Annotated in this window: 20 protein-coding genes and 1 pseudogene; 18 read left to right on the forward strand and 3 right to left on the reverse strand. The window is 49.1% G+C overall.

Annotated elements, in window-relative coordinates:
• Nucleotides 1-3 precede the first annotated feature (3 nt).
• The 7 genes from GKG36_RS09030 (at nt 4) to GKG36_RS09060 (ending at nt 7,362) form a co-directional block, all read left to right on the forward strand.
• Nucleotides 4-705 carry a replication initiator protein A gene (locus GKG36_RS09030; RefSeq protein WP_154260323.1) on the forward strand — a complete coding sequence of 234 codons (702 nt, stop codon included), beginning with the start codon at nt 4-6 and terminating at the stop codon, nt 703-705.
• Entirely contained in the window at nt 702-1,538 is an 837-nt protein-coding gene (locus GKG36_RS09035; protein WP_154260324.1) for an ATP-binding protein, read from the forward strand. The genes GKG36_RS09030 and GKG36_RS09035 overlap by 4 nt, the downstream gene beginning before the upstream one ends.
• Nucleotides 1,539-1,571: 33 nt before the next feature.
• Nucleotides 1,572-1,829, forward strand: coding sequence for a DUF6870 family protein (locus tag GKG36_RS09040; RefSeq protein WP_154260326.1), 258 nt, complete (start codon nt 1,572-1,574; stop codon nt 1,827-1,829).
• Nucleotides 1,830-2,139: 310 nt separating this feature from the next.
• Complete coding sequence (locus GKG36_RS09045) at nt 2,140-3,741, forward strand: recombinase family protein (RefSeq protein ID WP_173012937.1); 1,602 nt, start codon at nt 2,140-2,142, stop codon at nt 3,739-3,741.
• Nucleotides 3,742-3,757: 16 nt separating this feature from the next.
• Nucleotides 3,758-5,338, forward strand: coding sequence for a recombinase family protein (locus GKG36_RS09050; protein WP_154260329.1), 1,581 nt, complete (start codon nt 3,758-3,760; stop codon nt 5,336-5,338).
• Between the two features lie 19 nt (nt 5,339-5,357).
• On the forward strand, nt 5,358-5,741 hold the full coding sequence (locus tag GKG36_RS09055; protein ID WP_154260331.1) for a TnpV protein: 384 nt from the start codon (nt 5,358-5,360) through the stop codon (nt 5,739-5,741).
• Nucleotides 5,742-5,748: 7 nt separating this feature from the next.
• Entirely contained in the window at nt 5,749-7,362 is a 1,614-nt protein-coding gene (locus tag GKG36_RS09060; RefSeq protein WP_154260333.1) for a recombinase family protein, read from the forward strand.
• A 154-nt stretch (nt 7,363-7,516) separates the two neighbouring features.
• Here GKG36_RS09060 and GKG36_RS09065 read toward each other — a convergent pair whose 3' ends face one another.
• The gene (locus tag GKG36_RS09065; RefSeq protein WP_158565118.1) at nt 7,517-7,858 is read right to left on the reverse strand and encodes a helix-turn-helix transcriptional regulator; all 342 of its coding nucleotides are present in this window, start codon (nt 7,856-7,858) and stop codon (nt 7,517-7,519) included.
• A 595-nt stretch (nt 7,859-8,453) separates the two neighbouring features.
• On the opposite strand from GKG36_RS09065, the gene GKG36_RS09070 reads away from it, so the two are divergent.
• The 6 genes from GKG36_RS09070 to GKG36_RS09095 all read left to right on the forward strand — a co-directional run bounded on the left by GKG36_RS09070 (nt 8,454) and on the right by GKG36_RS09095 (nt 13,301).
• Entirely contained in the window at nt 8,454-9,437 is a 984-nt protein-coding gene (locus GKG36_RS09070; RefSeq protein ID WP_154260337.1) for an AAA family ATPase, read from the forward strand.
• Nucleotides 9,427-9,918, forward strand: coding sequence for a hypothetical protein (locus GKG36_RS09075; RefSeq protein ID WP_154260339.1), 492 nt, complete (start codon nt 9,427-9,429; stop codon nt 9,916-9,918). Before GKG36_RS09070 ends, GKG36_RS09075 begins: the two co-directional genes overlap by 11 nt.
• Nucleotides 9,915-11,741 (forward strand): recombinase family protein, encoded by a 1,827-nt coding sequence (locus GKG36_RS09080; protein ID WP_154260341.1) that lies wholly within the window; start codon nt 9,915-9,917, stop codon nt 11,739-11,741. Before GKG36_RS09075 ends, GKG36_RS09080 begins: the two co-directional genes overlap by 4 nt.
• Nucleotides 11,742-11,754: 13 nt before the next feature.
• A complete protein-coding gene (locus GKG36_RS09085) occupies nt 11,755-12,573 on the forward strand; it encodes a hypothetical protein (RefSeq protein WP_154260343.1) in 819 nt (272 codons plus the stop codon).
• Nucleotides 12,570-12,926, forward strand: a complete 357-nt coding sequence (locus tag GKG36_RS09090) for a hypothetical protein (RefSeq protein ID WP_154260345.1) — start codon at nt 12,570-12,572, stop codon at nt 12,924-12,926. Before GKG36_RS09085 ends, GKG36_RS09090 begins: the two co-directional genes overlap by 4 nt.
• 93 nt (nt 12,927-13,019) lie before the next feature.
• Nucleotides 13,020-13,301, forward strand: coding sequence for a helix-turn-helix transcriptional regulator (locus GKG36_RS09095; RefSeq protein ID WP_173012938.1), 282 nt, complete (start codon nt 13,020-13,022; stop codon nt 13,299-13,301).
• A gap of 147 nt (nt 13,302-13,448) precedes the next feature.
• On the opposite strand, the gene GKG36_RS09100 is transcribed toward GKG36_RS09095, so the two are convergent.
• Nucleotides 13,449-13,736, reverse strand: coding sequence for a helix-turn-helix transcriptional regulator (locus GKG36_RS09100; protein WP_118552672.1), 288 nt, complete (start codon nt 13,734-13,736; stop codon nt 13,449-13,451).
• Nucleotides 13,733-14,104 carry a type II toxin-antitoxin system RelE/ParE family toxin gene (locus GKG36_RS09105; protein ID WP_154260348.1) on the reverse strand — a complete coding sequence of 124 codons (372 nt, stop codon included), beginning with the start codon at nt 14,102-14,104 and terminating at the stop codon, nt 13,733-13,735. Before GKG36_RS09105 ends, GKG36_RS09100 begins: the two co-directional genes overlap by 4 nt.
• A 361-nt stretch (nt 14,105-14,465) precedes the next feature.
• Between GKG36_RS09105 and GKG36_RS09110 the strand changes: the two are divergent.
• The 5 genes and pseudogenes from GKG36_RS09110 to gpmI all read left to right on the forward strand — a co-directional run.
• Nucleotides 14,466-14,537: pseudogene (locus GKG36_RS09110) on the forward strand (dTDP-4-dehydrorhamnose 3,5-epimerase); the annotation flags it as partial.
• A 23-nt stretch (nt 14,538-14,560) separates the two neighbouring features.
• A complete protein-coding gene (locus tag GKG36_RS09115) occupies nt 14,561-14,881 on the forward strand; it encodes a Coenzyme F420 hydrogenase/dehydrogenase, beta subunit C-terminal domain (protein ID WP_154260350.1) in 321 nt (106 codons plus the stop codon).
• Nucleotides 14,882-15,131: 250 nt separating this feature from the next.
• On the forward strand, nt 15,132-16,340 hold the full coding sequence (locus GKG36_RS09120; RefSeq protein ID WP_005945608.1) for a phosphoglycerate kinase: 1,209 nt from the start codon (nt 15,132-15,134) through the stop codon (nt 16,338-16,340).
• A 107-nt stretch (nt 16,341-16,447) separates the two neighbouring features.
• The gene (tpiA, locus tag GKG36_RS09125) at nt 16,448-17,218 is read left to right on the forward strand and encodes a triose-phosphate isomerase (protein WP_005945612.1); all 771 of its coding nucleotides are present in this window, start codon (nt 16,448-16,450) and stop codon (nt 17,216-17,218) included.
• A 97-nt stretch (nt 17,219-17,315) separates the two neighbouring features.
• Nucleotides 17,316-18,842: a 2,3-bisphosphoglycerate-independent phosphoglycerate mutase gene (gene gpmI, locus GKG36_RS09130; protein ID WP_154260352.1), complete on the forward strand. Its 1,527-nt coding sequence runs from the start codon at nt 17,316-17,318 to the stop codon at nt 18,840-18,842.
• The last annotated feature ends 225 nt before the right edge of the window (nt 18,843-19,067 follow it).

Raw genomic sequence — 19,067 nt, forward strand, 5'->3', positions numbered from 1 at the left:
AGTTTGAGTAAAGAGTACATCAAAGCACAAACCCCATTGCCCGCGTATTTTCCTTATCCGAAATTTCTGCTGCAGATGAGCCTTTCCCATACGGCACGATTGACATATGTTCTGCTGCTGGACCGCATGACCCTTTCGCAGAAGAATGGCTGGGTGGATGTGCAGGGCCGGGCATACGTGCTCTATCCGTTAGCAGGGCTGGCGAAAGATCTGCAGAGCAGTATTTCCAGTGTCACCCGCGCTCTGCGGGAACTGGAAGCTGCACGACTGATCGAACGGCGGTCCAATGGCTTTTCCAAACCCAATCAGATATTTCTCGGCGTTCCCCGGACTGCGCAGAAATGCTCAATCGAGATGGTCAAAAATGAGCAGCCTGATTGTGCAAAAGTGAGCAATACGATTGCGCAAAACTGCACAGCTAACCAAATAAATAAGAACAACCTGAGATGGAACAAAATAAATAGAACCAAAGAAGCCTATGGGCGGTATCAGAATGTTTTTCTGGAAAATTATTCGGAACTGAAAATCGAAATTGCAGAGTTGGACGTTCTGATTGAAGACCTTTCAGCCTATATGCAGTCTACAGGCAGGAAGTACGCAGATCATGCGGCGACCCTGCACAGCTGGTCGGCACGAAAGAAAAGACAACAGAAACCGGGAGCAGGCATCCCAGACTATACCTACAACGAGGAGGAAAGTTTATGACGGAAACAATCCAAACAGCGATGGATAGGCTTATGACGATCTCGGCAGAACCGCAGGACTATGTTGCAGAAGATGGGCTGCTGTACTGCGGCAGCTGCAATACCCCTAAGGAAGCGTTCTTCCCGAACGGAAGAAAGCTGTTTGGTCGTGACCGCCATCCGGCCGAATGCCTGTGCAGGCAGGCGGTGAGAGAAAAGCAAGAAGCCGAAGAAAAAGCAAGGCTGCATCACGAGAACGTGCGGCGGCTGAAGCTGCAGGGCTTTACCGACTGGGCGATGCAGAATTGGACGTTTGAAAACGATCATGGGCAGAACCCACAGATGCAGCTGGCACAGCGGTATGTGAACCATTGGCCGGAAATGCGGGAGAAGAATGTGGGGCTGCTGCTCTGGGGCGGCGTAGGAACAGGGAAAAGCTATATGGCAGGCTGTATTGCCAATGCCCTGATGGAGCAGGAAATAGCAGTCTGCATGACGAATTTTGCCCGGATCATGAATGAACTGAACAATGCTTTTGCAGGGCGAAATGAAGTTGTGGACAGGCTGTGTAGCTATCCGCTGCTTGTCATTGATGATTTTGGCATGGAGCGCGGCACAGAATATGCGCTGGAGCAGATTTACAACATTATCGACAGCCGCTACCGCAGCAGGAAACCACTGATCGTTACTACGAATCTGACCCTGACGGAGTTAAAGAATCCGCAGGATACCGCTCACGCCCGTATCTATGACCGTCTGCTGGAACTGTGTACGCCGATTGCCTGCACAGGCCCCAGCATGAGAAAGAACATAGGACAGGGGAAATTGGATTTTCTGAAAACACTTTTAGTCTGAAATGGAGGAACGCGATTGAAAGAAAACAGCACAATGAGTTGGTTGGAGCAGATCCACCAGATGAAGAACCGGGACATCCGCACGATTGAACAATCTGAACTGCAGGAACTGCCGCAGGATGCAGTAGAACACGGACTGCAACAGGAGGAAAGGCTGAAAAATCTGCTGGATAAGGTCCGAAATCCGTATTGCTATCTGGACAACGGAATCGTTGTGAAGCTGAATTTTGCACCGAGAGGGAGCAGCACACTGTCTGAGCGCATTGGCAGATGTTTTCAGTCTGCCGGCTGAAACGGTAGAGAAAGTTTCGGCAAGCTGCTGAAAAATCGCACAGAAAAATTTCATACTTTAATGCGATAAAGCACTGGACGAAGGACGATGATTCTGGTAAGCTGTTTGTGGGTAAGAAAATAGGAATGTGCCAGCTGAGTAAAGTTTGCTCGGCAGGCTTGTTCTACATAGAAAAATGTGGAGCCTTTCGCTTCTCTGACGAACAGTATTGCCGATTCGTTAAGGAGGTGGAAGGCTTTTGTTATACCCTGATATGAATTTGCAGAAGAGAACACAGCAAAATACAACCCGATACCGTACAGCCTTGTACTTGCGCTTGTCTCGTGAGGATGGCGATAAGACAGAGAGCGACAGTATTGCAAACCAGCGCACACTACTGGAAGCCTATGCCATAGACCACCCGGAACTGTGCATTGTGGATGAGTTTGTGGATGATGGCTACTCTGGCTCGAACTTTGAACGGCCTGCGTTCCAAAATCTGTTCCAGGAACTGGAACAAAGAACGATCAACTGCATTCTAGTGAAAGACTTATCCCGTTTTGGTCGAAATTACATTGAAGTGGGACGCTATCTGGAACGCATTTTCCCGGTCATGCGGGTTCGGCTGATTGCAGTGACGGACAACTATGATAGTCAATCCGCGTGGAAAACCAGCGATTCCATCATGGTCCCGATGCGGAACCTGCTCAACGATGCGTACTGCCGGGACATTTCCGTCAAAATCAAGAGCCAGCTTGCGGTCAAGCGGAAACGCGGCGATTTTGTGGGAAGTTTTGCAACCTATGGATACCAGAAGGACCCCAGCAATCATACCAAGCTGATTGTGGATGAACTGGCAGCGGAAACAGTGCAAGATATTTTCCGCTGGAAGATCAGTGGCATGAATAATCAGAGCATCGCAGACCGATTGAATGCGAAAAAAGTGCCGTCCCCGGCTGCGCGAAAGCTGCAGAGCGGTGCAAAACTGAGCCTGCATTTCCGCAAGAGCGATGAGCCGCCGTGGTCTGCCAAGGCGATTGACCGCATTCTGCACAACGAGGTCTATATCGGAAAACTGGTGCAGGGAAAGACAAGGAGACTGGACTATCGCTCCAAAAAGAAAATGAACGTGCCGATGCGGGACTGGACGATCGTGGACAACACCCATGAGGCAATCATTCCGGCAGAGCAGTTTGAACTGGTGCAGCGGATCTTGGAAACCGAAACCCGCAGGCAGAACGATGCCGAAACGGTGGCCCTGTTTGCAGGATTTCTTTACTGTGGGGACTGCGGCAGCCGGCTGGTGCGCAGGTCGGCCAGCTATAAGGGAAAGCGGTACATCTATTATCAGTGCTCCGGCAGCAAGCAGAACAAGGGCAGCTGCACGAGCCATAACCTGCGGGATGAAAAGCTCTATAACATCGTGCGGAATGCGCTTCAGATGCAGATCCAGATCGTGATGGAGGAAGCTGAGTTTGTAGAAAGCATCCGGCAGGCTCAGCAGGAGCCATACCGTGTGCGGCGCATCGAACGGCAGATTCGGCAGCTGACTGCAGAAAAGGCCCATACACAGGGCATTAAGGAAAAGCTGTACGGAGATTATGCAGACGAAATCCTCACACGGGAAGATTTCCTGAACTACAACGAACTGTACAGCAAGCGAATCGAAGAGTATGACCGCAAAATTATGGAACTGGAAGCAGAACAGCAAAATCTACAGACTGCTCCAAACGCTTATCCGTTTTTGGACGTGTACCGCAAATATCGGAAACTGGAAGAAATCACCCGTCCGATGGTCGTTGAACTGATTGAGAAAATTGAAGTGTATGAGAGCAACCGGGTGGAAATTACATTCCGATTCCACGATGAAATCGCGGATCTGCTGGAAGAACTGCATCAAAAGCAGATGGGGCAGCATGAAGCATCTGCATGAAAGGAGAGGCTGACCTATGGCAAGAGTAAGCAAGAAAGTAAGTGCGGCGCAGCGGGAGGCCGAGAATTCGCAGCATCGTATCTGGAACACGGCAATTTACGCACGGCTATCCGATTTTGATGATGTACTTCGGGATACGGAATCACTGGAAGTGCAGATATCCTACATCAAGGAGTATATCAATCACCGGGATGACCTAATGCTGCTGGATGTGTTTGCAGACAAACGCTGTACGGGAACAAATTTTGACCGCCCAGAATTTGAACGGCTGCTGAAAGCACTGCAGGAGCGGAAAATCGACTGCATTGTGGTAAAGGATTTCTCCCGACTGGGCCGTAATTTCGTGGAAACAGGTCAGTATCTGGAACAGGTGTTTCCGCTGTTCGGCGTGAGATTTATTGCCATCAATGATAATTATGACAGCCTGAACAGCCAGAGCCGGGATGGGATGCTGGTGCCGATCAAGAGTATGATCAATGAAATGTACTCGAAAGATCTGTCCCAGAAAATCCAGTCGTGCTTTCGCTCCAAGGAAGCGAGGGGAGAAATCTATACCCCGGTTCCGTTCGGTTACAAGAGAAATCAACAGAATCATTTGATTCTGGATGAGGAAGTCAGCGATGTGGTGATGCAGATTTTCCTCTGGAAGAAATCCGGCATGAAAGAGCGTGAGATTGCAAAGAAGCTGTCCACGCAGGGAATCCCGACACCTTTTGCGCGCCGATGTCAGTTGGGTTATATGAGAAATACCTCACGGGTAAAGGACCCTGCATGGCAGCCAGCTTTCGTGACAAAGGTGCTGGAAAATCCAGTTTATACGGGAACCATGGTGTATAACCGCATTGCCTACGATGAAACGTATCGGAAAATCGGGCAGAATTCACGGGAAGACTGGCGCATGGTGCCGGACAGTCATCCGGCGATTATCAGTTGGGAATTGTTTGATGAAGTTTCCGCATTGCGGGAAGCCGAGCAAGCGGTCAAGGAAGAGCGGAAAAAGTGGTGCAGACAGCGCAGAAAGAACAATCCGAACATCTTCAAAGGCAGAATCTTTTGCAAAAAGTGCGGAGAAAAGCTGGTTTGTCATTGGCAAAGTGATGGCTCGCTGTATTTTTACTGCAAAGTCTGCCATGTTTCCATTTCAGAGAAAGACCTCTGGAACGGCATCCATAAGGAACTGCACCAGCGGTTAGAAGAACATAAGTACTTGAAAAAGATGATACAAAAGAATTCGGGGAAAAGCAACCTTGAAACAAAGATAGCAGCATTGAACCGTGAAATTGAACAGCTGTCGGGCAACATCGTTCGACTGGAATCGCAGAAGCGCAGCGGCTATGAGCAGTATGTTCTCGGAAAACTTTCAAAAGAAAAATTTCTGGAACTGAAGCAGGGTTTGGAAAATGAAATCACAACACCGAAACAGACAAAATCTGAAAAAGAGAAAGAACTTGCGTTGATCCAAAAAGAATTGCAGCAGAAAAAGCAAATTGCAGGCAACACAGAGGTTCTTTTGACGGTAGACAACCTGCTGCTGCAGTATGTAAAGAAAATTGAAGTGGACCGCAGGAAAATCACTTACACAGAATTTTTACTTTAATGAAAAAGGAGAACAGACAATGAAAGAGAAAATCTACGATGCCCGGACAGAAATGGAATATGTTTTGGTGGGTGATTATTATCTGCCGGCCTTGAAACTGCCACGGACCCGTCCGATTGGCCGCTGGGGGATGCTGCACAAGGCGTACCTGAAACTGCGAAAACCAGCCTATTATCAGAGCTTGCTGCTGAGCGGAAAACTGGATACTGTTTTAGCAAATGTGGAAGAGCAAGCAGCGGAACGACATGAGGTTTTGATTGAGCAGATGAGCCAGCAAGAGGGCATTTCGGAAAAATTGAAAGAAGAAAATCAGCTGGAATGGGTACGCCGCATGAAGAATCTTGAAAATCGTGCGGCAGAAATCGTAAAGGCAGAATTGATTTATACGCTCGAAGGACGGTGAAGTGCGCATGATTGGAACCTATTATCGACTTTCTCTTGCGGACGAGGATGTGGGGGCTGATAAGGCTGAAAGCAACAGCATTCAGGGCCAGCGCGGACTGGTAGAGGGGTACATCATGGCCCGCCCGGAACTGGCTGCAGAGCTGCGTCAGGAGTACGTGGATGATGGCTATTCCGGCACCTCTACGAGCCGTCCTGCGTTTCAGCGGCTGATTCAAGATGCGCAGGACGGAAAGCTGAAAACGATTATCGTAAAGGACTTCTCCCGGTTTGCCCGTGACTATATCGAAGCGGGCGATTATATGGAGCGCATCTTCCCGCTGCTGGGTGTTCGATTCATCTCTGTCAACGATGGGTATGACAGTGGGATGCAGGCCGGGAACGATGTGCGAGGGCTGGAAGTGGCCATCAAGAACATCATCAACGCATCCTACAGCCGGGACCTTTCTGCCAAAATCGCAGCAGCAGACCATGTGATGCAGAAAAAAGGAATGTATCTCGGAGGATACCGCCCGTTTGGATTCCTGCCGGACCCAAATGACTGCCATAAGCTGATCCTTGACCCGGTAGCCAGCAAGTATGTGCGGTTGATCTTTGAACTGGCATTGCAGGGCAACAAAACAGGAGCCATCGCAAAAATCCTGAATGAAAAGCAGATTCCGACCCCGGCAGCGTATCATGTGGCGAAAAATCATGTGTACAGCAAGCAGAAAGCATGGGATTTGCAGCGCAGTCATTGGACAAGCGGAACGGTTTACCATGTCTTGAAGAACGAAAAGTACAAGGGAACCTATGTGGGTGCAAAATTTATTATGCTTGTCCCCTGTAAGCATCGGGTCCTGCGCGCTCCGCTGGAACAGCAGGTACGAATTGAGGACAGCCATGCTGCCATTGTGACCCCGGAAGAATTTGAACAGGCACAAAAGGTTATTATGCTGCAGCACGGGAACCACCAAGCCGGGAACTACACAAAACACCAGTATCCGCTGAAAGGCAAGGTCTACTGTGGTTACTGCCAGAAATTGATGAAATACCGTGTTCTCAAGAAACTTGGCCCCTCGTTTAATTGCAGATTTTCGGCTACAGCGATGGGCAGTCCCTGCAAGCGAATCCCAATCTCTGAGAAATTGCTGGAAGAAATTGTCCGAAATGCGCTGACAGCACAGATAAAACAGGCAGAGCATATACTGGAAATCCTGCACGAACGGGAACGCAAAGCGTTGATCTGCTTCTCCGCACTGGAACGGCAGGAAGAAAAACTGAGTGCAGAAAAGGCAGAAATCGTAAAACAGCGTGTTGCGCTATATGAGCAGTATGCCGATGGAAACATGAGCAAGGAAGAATTCATCAGGCAGAGAGATGCCTATAGAGCACAGGAAGATGAACGGATGGAGCAGATTCAAAGGCTGCGTACCGAGAAAGACCAAATTTTCCTGCCAGTAAGGAAAGATGCTGATAATTTGCAGACTGTCATAAGTACTGTGGAAGAAGCAGGCGATGTGATGCATCTGTCACAGAATGTGGTAGAAACCTTTATTGACCGCATCGAGGTTTTCAACAATGAGCGTGTGAAAATTCGTTTTACATTTGCGGATACATTGAACAGCTATACGGAAAAGTGAGCGCAGCGATTTCCTGATTTAAGGTAAATACAGAGTTCCGGTAATCAAAAAAGCGGAGGCTCGCATAAACCACAGACAGCACCCAGGAGGATTCGAGGGTGCGTCTGCAGCTTATGCGGGCCGTTTTATTTTGTGCTTTTACTGCGAAAAAATGTTAAATTCCAAGACTGACAAGAGTGGCCTTTAATTCTTTTGCCATGCGGATAATGACAGTCTGTTCGACTTCGCTACAGTCCAACAAGAGGCGATGCAAATCGGAATCAGAAGAGGAAATCGAATAATCAAGACTGTCAACCAGTAACTCATCGACAGAAATGTGTAGAACGTTGGCAAGATTAATCAGGATTGGCAAACTGGGAGTCTTAGCACCGCTTTCAAGATAAGCAATATATTCACGACTACAGTCGGTTAAATCAGCGAGCTTTTCCTGAGTCATATTGAACTTCAAACGATAGAAACTAATTCGTTTCCCCAAAGCAATACAATTAATGGACATACAAAACATTCCTTTCAAATGCCCCACATAAGCCAGTACTATTATTTTAGATTTGCAGCACTATAACAATAGAGAAAAAAACCGAATGTATAGCTCAGAATTCGGTGGGCACACCCCCAGCAGGTGTGTATTCTGAGGGCAAAATGTAAACTGTTGGTTTACATTTTTGGGCACGTGTAAACTGGCGGTTTACAGAAAAAATCATCTGATAAGTGTATAATAAGAGCATAGAATCGAACTGCATGATAAAACGGATGCAGACGCAGAAAAAAGCCTACTGGCGCTGCATAGTGGGGCACAGACTACCCATTTTCGGTCTGAAGAACTGTATAAAGAAAAGGCTGGATGTATGGCTCGCATAAGAATACTTCGACTTATGGAAAAATGAATCAAGAAGAAGCAAAAAGGCAATCCATATAGAGGTCAGAATTCTTAATCTTCCTCTCTAGCATAGGTGGCTTCTGAGACAAAAATGTGAACCAGCAGTTCACATTTTGAGGAACAAGTGAACTGCTGGTTCACAGAAAAAGTAATCTGATAGGCGTATAATGGAAGCAGAAAATGAAATTGCAAAAATGGGGCAGGTGAGAACAAAGTGGAGCAGTTACTGACGCTGTACAGCGAAGTTCAGTCAACGGATGTACGGTGGCTGTGGTACCCCTTTATTGCAATCGGAAAAATCACACTGCTGCAGGGTGATCCCGGAGATGGAAAATCCACCATGATGATGAATCTGATTGCAGAACTTTCAACGGGTGGTAAGACCCCTGACGGGTGCAAAATTGGTGCGCCGCAAAAAGTGATTTATCAATGCTCCGAGGATGGTGTTTCAGATACGATAAAGCCTCGTCTGGAGCGTTGCGGAGCAGACTGCAGGAAGATCGCTTTCATCAATGAAGAAGTCTATAACGGCCTTACATTGGATGATGAGCGCATCCGTCAGGCAATCATTGAATTCCGGCCGCGATTGGTCGTAATCGACCCGATTCAGGCTTATCTTGGCAGTGATTCCGATTTGCAGATCGCAGGCAGGGCGCGAAAGCTGATGCGCCGCCTTGGAATGTGGGCTGCTGGCTATGATTGCGCCATCGTTCTGATTGGACACCTTAATAAAAAAGAAGGTTCCAAAGGGCTGTACCGCAGCCTCGGCAGTATTGACGTTGTGGCAGCGGCGCGAAGTGTTCTGCAGGTGGAACGGGACACAGAAAACCCTGACATAAGAATCGTACATCAAATCAAAAACAGCCTTGCACCTACGGCAAAAGATATTCGTTTCTCTATTTCTGCCGAAAGCGGCTTTCAGTGGCTGGAATGTAAACCACAATACAATGAAAAACAACTGCAAGACACAGAACCCAAATTTGAGTCTGAACAGCAGAAAGCTGTCTACTGGATCAAGCGTTTCCTTGAAAAAGGTGATATGAGCGCGAATGAAATGTATTGCCGACTGGACAATGAGGGTGTCAGCAAACGAGTAGCACGGATGGTAAAAACGGAAATGGGAATCCACTGCTACCAGAAAAAGCGGAGATGGTATTGGAGTGTTCAGTCGGAAGAAGGTACTATGAATGAATCGTAAGTATAAGGTCGGCGGCTATGTGAAACTTGCAAAACTGTGGGAACGCTCTAAGGATGCAGCGGTGGCCTATCATAGTTCCTATTATGCTGAAAAATTCAGGGATGATGCAGATAAAAGGCTGGTTGGTGTCTATATTGACATCACAGGAAATAAGGAAATTTACAAGCGCCCAGAAATGGTACATCTGCTTCAGGACTGCAAAAAAGGAAAAGTCAATCTGATTTTCTCGCAGACAAGAGCCTACCTTGCAGCAAACACCTGTGATTTCTGTTTTTTGCTGCAATATCTGTTTGACATGCAGATTCGAGTGGACGTTGTTACGGATGACGACGACCAGAGAATCGACACCATTCTTGATGTTGATAACCAACGACAGAGCCTGAAAGAATTGGCTGAAAAATATACATCGATCCGAAGGAAAGATTATCTTGAGTGGAGAATCCGACTGGAAGATGAAATGACAAAGGCTGAAGAAAAATGAACGCAGAATACATCCTAGCAGAAAACGTTGAAGTGCTGCCGAGTGGGGCGGATTGGCAAAGCCGACATCTGGAATCTGAAAGGCGAAAAGCAGAGATTCGCGACAGAATCCATAAGCAGGCAGAACAGGGCCAGAAAACGGCAAAAGACTACTTTCGTCCAGCGAAACCGACACCGTCGATTTACGACAGCGACCTGAAGCGTGTAGCCGTTTATGCCCGTGTCAGCACTTCCAGCGAAGAACAGATTTCTTCCATTGAAAACCAGACTCTATATTACACCAAAAAGATTGCAGAAACGGAAAACTGGAATTTGCAGGATATTTACAGCGATGAAGGAAAATCGGGTACTTCACTGCGGAAACGTGATGCGTTTAAGCGAATGATGCGAGATGCCAAAGACCAGAAGATGGATTTGATTATCTGTGCCAGCATTTCGCGGTTTGCCCGGAATTTTTCGGATTGTATGACGCAGATCGCAGCATTGAAAACCATGCACCCGGCACATCCCATCGGTGTGTACTTTGAAACCGAAAATATCTACACGCTTAACCCGAATAGCCAGTACAACCTCGATATACAGGCACTTCTGGCGGATTGGGAATCGGGCAACAAGAGCCGCCGGATGATCCTTTCGTATGACCAGCGTATTATGACAGGCCAGTACCCAGTGGCTGACCTGATGGGGTATCGGCATACGAAGGATGGACAGCTTGTGATTGAGCCGGAAGAAGCAAAGACGGTACGTTTTATCTTTCTGGCGTTTATTCAGGGCTATGATTACGAACAGATTGCAATGATCCTGACGCAGAAGAAGCGCAGCACCCTGCGTGGCAGGCAGGAGTGGAATGGCATGATGGTGGCAAACATCATGAAAAATGAACGCCGCTGGGGTGATCTGGAAGCTAGGAAGAGTATCGTGGTGGACTACAAGCTGGGCAAGGTCACAAAGAATAACGGAAATCGCTGCTCTGCCTACGTTCCAGAACATCACGAAGCGATTGTTTCACCGGAAATTGCACGGGCTGCACATCTTGTGGCATCCAGCAAAAAGAAGTGCGGGGTGCAGGATATTGTGGTAATCCGGCAGGGAGCATTGAAAGGCTTTGTGGGTATCCATCCGAACTGGAACGGCATCAATGCCGAAAGCATCCGCAGCCTTTGCCTGAATGCTTATCTGCCGGAAGAGGTGATGAAACTGAACGATATAGCAGAGATGAGGGCTGGGGCAACGCTGGGAAAGGCACTTCAATCTGAATACCTGACGGTTTCAGGCACTTGCTTTATCAACCAGAGCAGCCCGGTCATAACAATCTCAAAAAATGGAATCTGTTTCAGCAAAGCGTGCCATACCCGCTTGGACGACTGCGAGCATGTGGAACTGCTCTATCATCCGATTCTGCAAGTCGTGATCCTGCGAAAAAGTAATCCTGACGCTTCAACAGCGATACATTGGGGAAATAAGGATAAGATTTGCAGCAGCTTTTCATCCAGGGCATTTTCAGGGGTGATATTTGAAGCAATGAACTGGAAGTGGAGTTGTCGTTACCAGTGCCGTGGTATCTGCCAGGAACGGGAAAACGCAAAATTCCTGCTCTTTGAGTTGGATGAGTCCCGGATTTTGATTGGGAAAAATCATTATGAACAGGCTGAGGGATACTCGATGAACCTGGAATGCAGGCTATATCGGCGTAAGTGGGTTCAGAGCATTACGGCCCGTGATGTGATGGAATCCGGCCAAGTCGTAGAAAACCCCATGATTGGTGCAATTCCAAGCAGAAATGAAGTTCAACGTGAACTGGATGACCTTTTAATGTCGATGTAGGAGGATTTGTGAAATGGAAGAAAAAGGTAGGGATCAGGAACTGAGCGTTCGGGAAATCTCCTTGATTCGTGAGTTAACGCAGATACGAAAAGAACATAAAAGAGAACTGGAGTACGAAAAATTTGATGGGTATGAGCTGCCGCCGCGTACACAATTTTCCATGCTGAATAAGCCAGCAGTGAGCATAAAGTATGGCGTTATGAAATTTAATATGGCCTGCATCCGGCTTTTTGAAGGAATCAAGTATGTTCTTCCGATTTTGCATCCAAACAAGAAACGGCTTGCATTGATTATGTGTCCGGAAGAAGACAGCGCGTCTGTTGAATGGGCAAGACAGAAGGACGAAAACTGGGTGAATAAGGATATTACCTCTTTGGAATTTGTGGAAAATATCTTCAAAATCATGAGTTGGAACCGTGAATGCCGCTATAAAGTGCTTGGACGGGTGGCTAATTCTGATCAGGGCCTTTGTATGTTGTTCGATTTGGAAGAAGCAATCATGTTCACACCGAAGCCACAGGAATATACGGACCCGCTTACTGGCGAAATGAAGAAAAAACAGATAAAATTCTTCCCGGATGTCTATAAGGATCGGATCGGGAAATCTTATACTGATTACATTGCAGGCCATCAGATGAATCTGTTTGAAGATTTTATTGGGTATCAGGGCTCTGCAGTATTGGATGAGACTGAACGGGAAGCAGGCACTACTTCAGTACCGATACCGCAAGGTGAAGACTCAGAAAATACACCATTACCAGATTTGCCGGAACAGCCTGAAAATGTACAACGACCGGGCAGTGAGGTTGTTGAGAAAGGAATGCTGACATGAGTTCTGGACGAATTATGAATCTGCTGGTGACAATTCCGGCAGAAAGCCGAAGAATGAATGTGGGAAAGGATGTTATTCGTGTTCTTGGGAGTCCGACCTATATTTGTGTTTTGCAGAGAAAAGATCGGAAATCTATTGTGATTACTCCGTGCACCGCTGAACATCCCATGTCCTTTAAGGTTCCAGACAGGCTGTTGACCGATGGGCAGTGCCGAATGATGATTAACGGAATACAGTTCATTCAGGCGTTGCTGGAGGCAAATGGTCTGGCAGCAGGAAAAGACCATCAATTTAAGGGGCGGTATGATGCTGAGAAAAATGCAGTTATCATTTCGCTCAAAAATGGTGAATAAAGTACTTTCTCGCCTAAAAGATGTACAACTTGACATCACGTCCATTTGGTCGTATAATACGTCCAAATGGACGTGACGAAGGGAGCCAATATTATGAGTGCCGGAATTTTAGATGGCTTTCAAACGATAATTCCAACAGCAGCAGCTGTCTTATCGGAAAAACGACAAGTGTTAAGGCTGACGCAACAAGAGGTTGCTGATCGCGCAAAAATAACCTTACGTCAATATCAAAGGCTGGAATCTGGGGAAAGAAGTATTTTGACCTGTTCTTTTGGCTTGGCGTGTCGAGTAATTGAAGCTCTTGATATGGATGTTTCTAAATTCTATCATGGCGACTATTACCTTGAAGAACTGAAAACTATTGAAAGCAAATGATTGGTGGCAAGGAAAAATGCCAATTTAAGGGATGATATGACGTGGAGAAAAATGCTGTTATAATTTCACTCGAAAAGATGAAAGTGAATGTTAGTACAGACAAAGAAAAAGGAGCCTACTGAATGAAGCAGACTCCGTGATAAGAAATTACACAGTGGGATTGACGGGAGAAACAGTAAGCGTTAATCCGAGGTGCTGGAAAATATTCAAGAGGGTTCCGAGATTAGGCGTTGTTTTGCAGGACTCGATTCTTGCAACAGAGGATTGCGGCAGACCGCACATGGCAGCAAGTTCGCGTTGGCTTAGACCAAGAGCATTCCGCTGCTCAACCATGGCAGTGACAATTGCAGCCACTTCCTCTGTTTCTTTGATGTCCTTTGCTGTTTCAGGGTCTACAGTACGAACGTATTCTTTGTAATCATTCCATGTTTTCATAATTTAGCAGTCTCCTTTCTGCGAAGATAGTCGTTGCGCTCTGCTTTTGCTTTCTCAATTTCGCGCTTAGGCGTTTTTTGAGATTTCTTTCGAAACTGATGAAGTAGTACATAAGTATTATTTTGATAGAAAAAGTAGAATACACGATTGTTTCCAGGGCGAAGCTCCCAAATGTCATCGTCAAGATGCTTCGTAATCTCTGCATTCATGTGGGTTCCATTTTGCTGAAGTAGTTCAATGTAGAGGCTTGCCTGTTTGTGCTGTATCCGTGCATCTTTATTGGTAGGAGCCTTGAGGCGTAAAGCTTCAAGAAAATCCCAGATAGGACACTTTCCATCTTCTGTTTCGTAAAATTCAATCTCATACATTAGAATATTGTCTCCAAAGTGGCAATGTGATTTTCTATTTATATGATAGCACAAATGCTATCGCACGTCAAGAAGGAGAGAAAAGCTCAAATCAAAAAATAACAAGAGAAGTCTTTCTGAGTTTGAAACCGTATCGGTTTCGGCTCGGAAAGGCTTATTTTTTTGCAAAAATTTTTGTTCCTTACTTGACAACCGCATATGGGGAACCAGAAAAAATCCTGATTTCATGCGGGTTTGCGCGGCTTGACCTTTTCACCTCAACTTGCTTCTGCTTGTCATGGTGCGTTACGGCCAGCGTGTTTTCAGGGGTTAATGGCTTCTGGTTGCGCTCTATACTTAACCCACCACAGCGAAAGCTGATTTCCAGAAACAGTATCCGCAGTGCAAGCTGGTACGCGCTGTGCGCGGAACTGTGTTTGATGTCGCTGTTGATGCCCTTACGCACAAAGACAGCGTGTGGGCGACATTACCGTTGGAGATTATTGGGGCGTTCAGAAATATGATCCGCAGCTTCTGGTGGAACAGGGAGGAACGATCAATAGCAAAGAAGGCGTTTCCTGCCTGCTGATAAACACGGAATGCGGACAACACCTTGTCGAGAAATACGGTGCGAAGATAGAAAGCTATCCGGTCGAATTTTCTAACATTGCTCAGGTGAATACGCAGCTGAACCGGCCAACGAAGCATACCAGACTGAGAAATAAAATTTTCAGGAAGTATAAGGCGAGCGGCTATGCTGGTGTGGAAGCAATTTTTGAGCGGGATCAGCGGAACTAGAAGTTCATATGGGGAATGTATGACCGCATTTGCGGAATGTTCTGCCGGAAAACACGGTAAGGCTGCGGCTTTCGGTCAAAATACACACATTTCCGTGCATCAGCGGCAAATGTTTGTTAAACTATTATCTATCTTGCAGCCTTGCAATGTGCACGGTTTTTGTTTATAATAGTAGAGTAACGGGGCAAGATCCCCCGAATGCGAGCGAAACTCTAGTTCAGAAATTAAAACTTGAGAGGAGTTTATTACCATGGGTTTAGGTAAGAAGACGATCGACGATCAGAACTACTGCGGCAAGAAGGTTCTTGTCCGTTGCGATTTCAACGTCCCGATGAAGGACGGTGTGATCACCAACGAGAACCGCATCAACGCAGCTCTGCCCACCATCCAGAAGCTGGTCAACGATGGCGCAAAGGTCATCCTGTGCAGCCATCTGGGCAAGCCCAAGAACGGCCCCGAGGCAAAGTTCAGCCTGGCACCCGTTGCTGTGGCTCTGAGCGCAAAGCTGGGCAAGACCGTTGTGTTTGCTGACGACGACAACGTTGTGGGCGAGAACGCAAAGGCTGCTGTTGCTGCCATGAACAACGGAGATGTCGTTCTGCTGCAGAACACCCGTTTCCGCAAGGAAGAGACCAAGAACATGCCTGAGTTCAGCGAAGAGCTGGCTTCTCTGGCTGATGCATATGTTGACGATGCATTCGGCAGCTGCCACCGTGCACACTGCTCCACTGCAGGTGTCACCGACTTCATCAAGGACACCGCTGTCGGCTACCTGATGGAGAAGGAGATTAAGTATCTGGGCAACGCTGTGAACGATCCCGTTCGTCCCTTCACTGCTATTCTGGGCGGCGCAAAGGTCGCAGACAAGCTGAATGTTATCTCCAACCTGCTGGAGAAGGTCGATACCCTGATCATCGGCGGCGGCATGGCTTACACCTTCGTCAAGGCTCAGGGCTACGAGGTCGGCAAGAGCCTGTGCGACGATTCCAAGCTGGATTACTGCAAGGAGATGATGGCCAAGGCTCAGGAGAAGGGCGTGAAGCTGCTGCTGCCCGTTGATGCTGTCTGCATCAAGGACTTCCCCGATCCCATCGACGCTCCTGTTGAGACCACTGTTGTTCCCGTCACCGCGATCCCGGCTGACATGGAAGGCTGCGACATCGGCCCCGAGACCATGAAGCTGTTTGCCGATGCTGTCAAGGCATCCAAGACCGTTGTGTGGAACGGCCCCATGGGCGTGTTCGAGAACCCCACTCTGGCAGCTGGCACTCTGGCAGTTGCCAAGGCTATGGCTGAGAGCGATGCTACCACCGTGATCGGCGGCGGCGACAGCGCAGCAGCTGTGCAGCAGATGGGTCTGGGCGACAAGATGACCCACATCTCCACCGGCGGCGGCGCTTCTCTGGAGTATCTGGAGGGCAAGGAGCTGCCCGGCATCGCAGTTATTCAGAACGCATAATCTGATCCCGGCATCATAATGGGTGCGGCGGCTTTAGCGCCGCCGCATCTTTTTGTTTGTGCAGAGCTTTCTGCACGATAGAAGGTAAATAAAGGAGATAGAGTATCATGGATAAGGCAAAGCGTAAGGCTATCATTGCAGGCAACTGGAAGATGAACAAGACTGCCTCCGAGGCTGCTGTTCTGGTGGATGAGCTGGTCCCCGCCGTGCAGGACGCAGGCTGCGAGGTGGTCATCTGCACCCCGTATACCGATCTGGTCACCGCTGTGGAAAAGACCAAGGGCACCAACATCCATGTGGGTGCTGAGAATGTTCACTTCGAGAAGTCCGGCGCTTTTACCGGCGAGATCAGCGCTGACATGCTGGTAGATCTGGGCGTGGAGTACGTCATTGTGGGCCACTCTGAGCGCCGCCAGTACTTCGCCGAGACCGACCAGACCGTGAACAAGCGCGCTCTGGCTGCTCTGAACGCCGGTCTGAAGGTCATCATCTGCGTGGGCGAGAGCCTGCAGCAGCGCGAAGAGGGCGTGACCGAAGAGCTGGTGCGTATGCAGACCAAGATCGCTCTGCGTGATGTGACCGCTGAGCAGATGGCAAATGTCGTGATCGCTTACGAGCCCATCTGGGCCATCGGCACCGGCAAGACCGCTACCGCCGATCAGGCTGAGGAAGTCTGCGGCCAGATCCGCAAGGTGATCGGCGAGGTGTACGGCGAGGCAGTTGCCGAGGCTACTACTGTCCAGTACGGCGGCAGTATGAACGCCAAGAACTGCGAGGAGCTGCTGAGCAAAAAGGATGTGGACGGCGGCCTGATCGGCGGCGCATCCCTGAAGGCTCCCGACTTTGCAGTGATCGTCAACGCAGCCACCAAGGGCTGATTGACGGTTTAAATCAGCTGTTTCAGCGCCCGGCTGCGCCGCATTTCCAGCGCTGTGCCGGGCGCTGATTTGTTAAATTCAAAGGAGATTCAATTTTATGGCAAAGAAACCTGTTCTTCTGTGCATCATGGATGGCTTCGGCTGGGTGCCGGAGGAGACCTTCGGCAACGCCGTAGTCGCCGCAAAGAAACCCCACCTCGATGCTCTGATGGCAAAATATCCCATGACCACCATCAACGCTTCCGGCATGGCCGTCGGTCTGCCCGAGGGCCAGATGGGCAACTCTGAGGTTGGCCACACCAACATGGGCGCTGGCCGCATCGTGTACCAGCAGCTCACCCTCATTACCAAGTCCATCAAGGACGGCGAGATGCTCCAGAACCCGGTTCTGGTCAAGAACATGAAGGCTGCCATCGATGCCGGCAAGGCCATCCATCTGATGGGTCTGGTGGGCACCGGCGGTGTGCACAGCCACGCAGACCACTGGTTCGGCGTGCTGGAAATGGCAAAACATCTGGGTGCAAAGAACATTTACCTGCACTGCATCACCGATGGCCGTGATACCGACCCGCACTCCGGCAAGGGCTTCCTGGCCGATCTGCAGGCCAAGCTGGACGAGCTGGGCATCGGCAAGATCGCCAGCGTCTCCGGCCGTTACTACGCCATGGACCGCGATAACAACTGGGATCGTGAAGAGAAGGCATATGCTGCCTTTGTCTACGGCGAGGGTAATCATGCCGCCAACGCTGCCGAGGCCATCGAGGCATCCTATGCAGCAGACAAGACCGATGAGTTCGTTCTGCCCTGCGTCACCTGTGAGGGCGGCCGCGTGCAGGATGGCGACACCGTCATCTTCATGAACTTCCGCCCCGACCGTGCCCGCCAGATGACCCGCATCTTCTGCGACGATGCGTTCACCGGCTTTGAGCGCCGCGGCGGCCGCAAGCAGGTGAACTATGTCTGCATGGCCGAATACGATGCCACCATGCCCAACTGCGAGGTCGCCTATCCGCCTGTGGAGCTGAAGAACGTTCTGGGCCAGTACCTGTCCGAGAATGGCAAGACTCAGCTGCGCATTGCCGAGACCGAGAAGTACGCTCACGTCACCTTCTTCTTCAACGGCGGCGTGGAGGCTCCCTACGAGGGCGAGGACCGCTGCGTGATCCCCAGCCCGAAGGTCGCCACCTATGACCTGAAGCCCGAGATGAGCGCCCCCGAGGTTGCTGCCGAGTGCGTCAAGCGCATCGAGAGCGGCAAGTACGATGTGGTGATCCTGAACTTCGCAAACTGCGATATGGTGGGCCACACCGGCGTGTTCGATGCTGCGGTCAAGGCCGTTGAGGCTGTGGATACCGCTGTGGATCAGGTGGTCACTGCTGTGCTGAACGCAGGCGGCTGCGCCTTCATCACCGCCGACCACGGCAACGCCGAGAAGATGATGAACCCGGACGGCACCCCCTTCACCGCACACACCACCAACGTGGTGCCCTTTGTGGCTGTTGGCTGCGGCGATGTGAAGCTGCGCGAGGGCGGCTGCCTGGCAGATATCGCTCCCACCATGCTGCCGTATATCGGTCTGCCCGTGCCTGCTGAAATGACCGGCAAGAGCATCATTGTGGAGTAATTGACCGTTAAAATGGCCGACGCGTTCGCTTTGGCTATGAATAGCGGAATTGTTATTCTTATATTTACAGCTCTGGAAAATCCGCAGATTTTCCAGAGCTGTTTTTTCACGCGAAAAGCCGATAAGATAAACTGCGCTTTTGGGTTTCGACCCCCATTCTAAATCAAAAACTTTTCTTTTTTTCCCATCCGTGCTACAATAAAAATGAATTTTTGATTGTAGGAG

Origin of the sequence: Faecalibacterium sp. BIOML-A1 (assembly GCF_009679715.1) — a bacterium.
Classification (GTDB): Bacteria; Bacillota; Clostridia; order Oscillospirales; family Ruminococcaceae; genus Faecalibacterium; species Faecalibacterium taiwanense.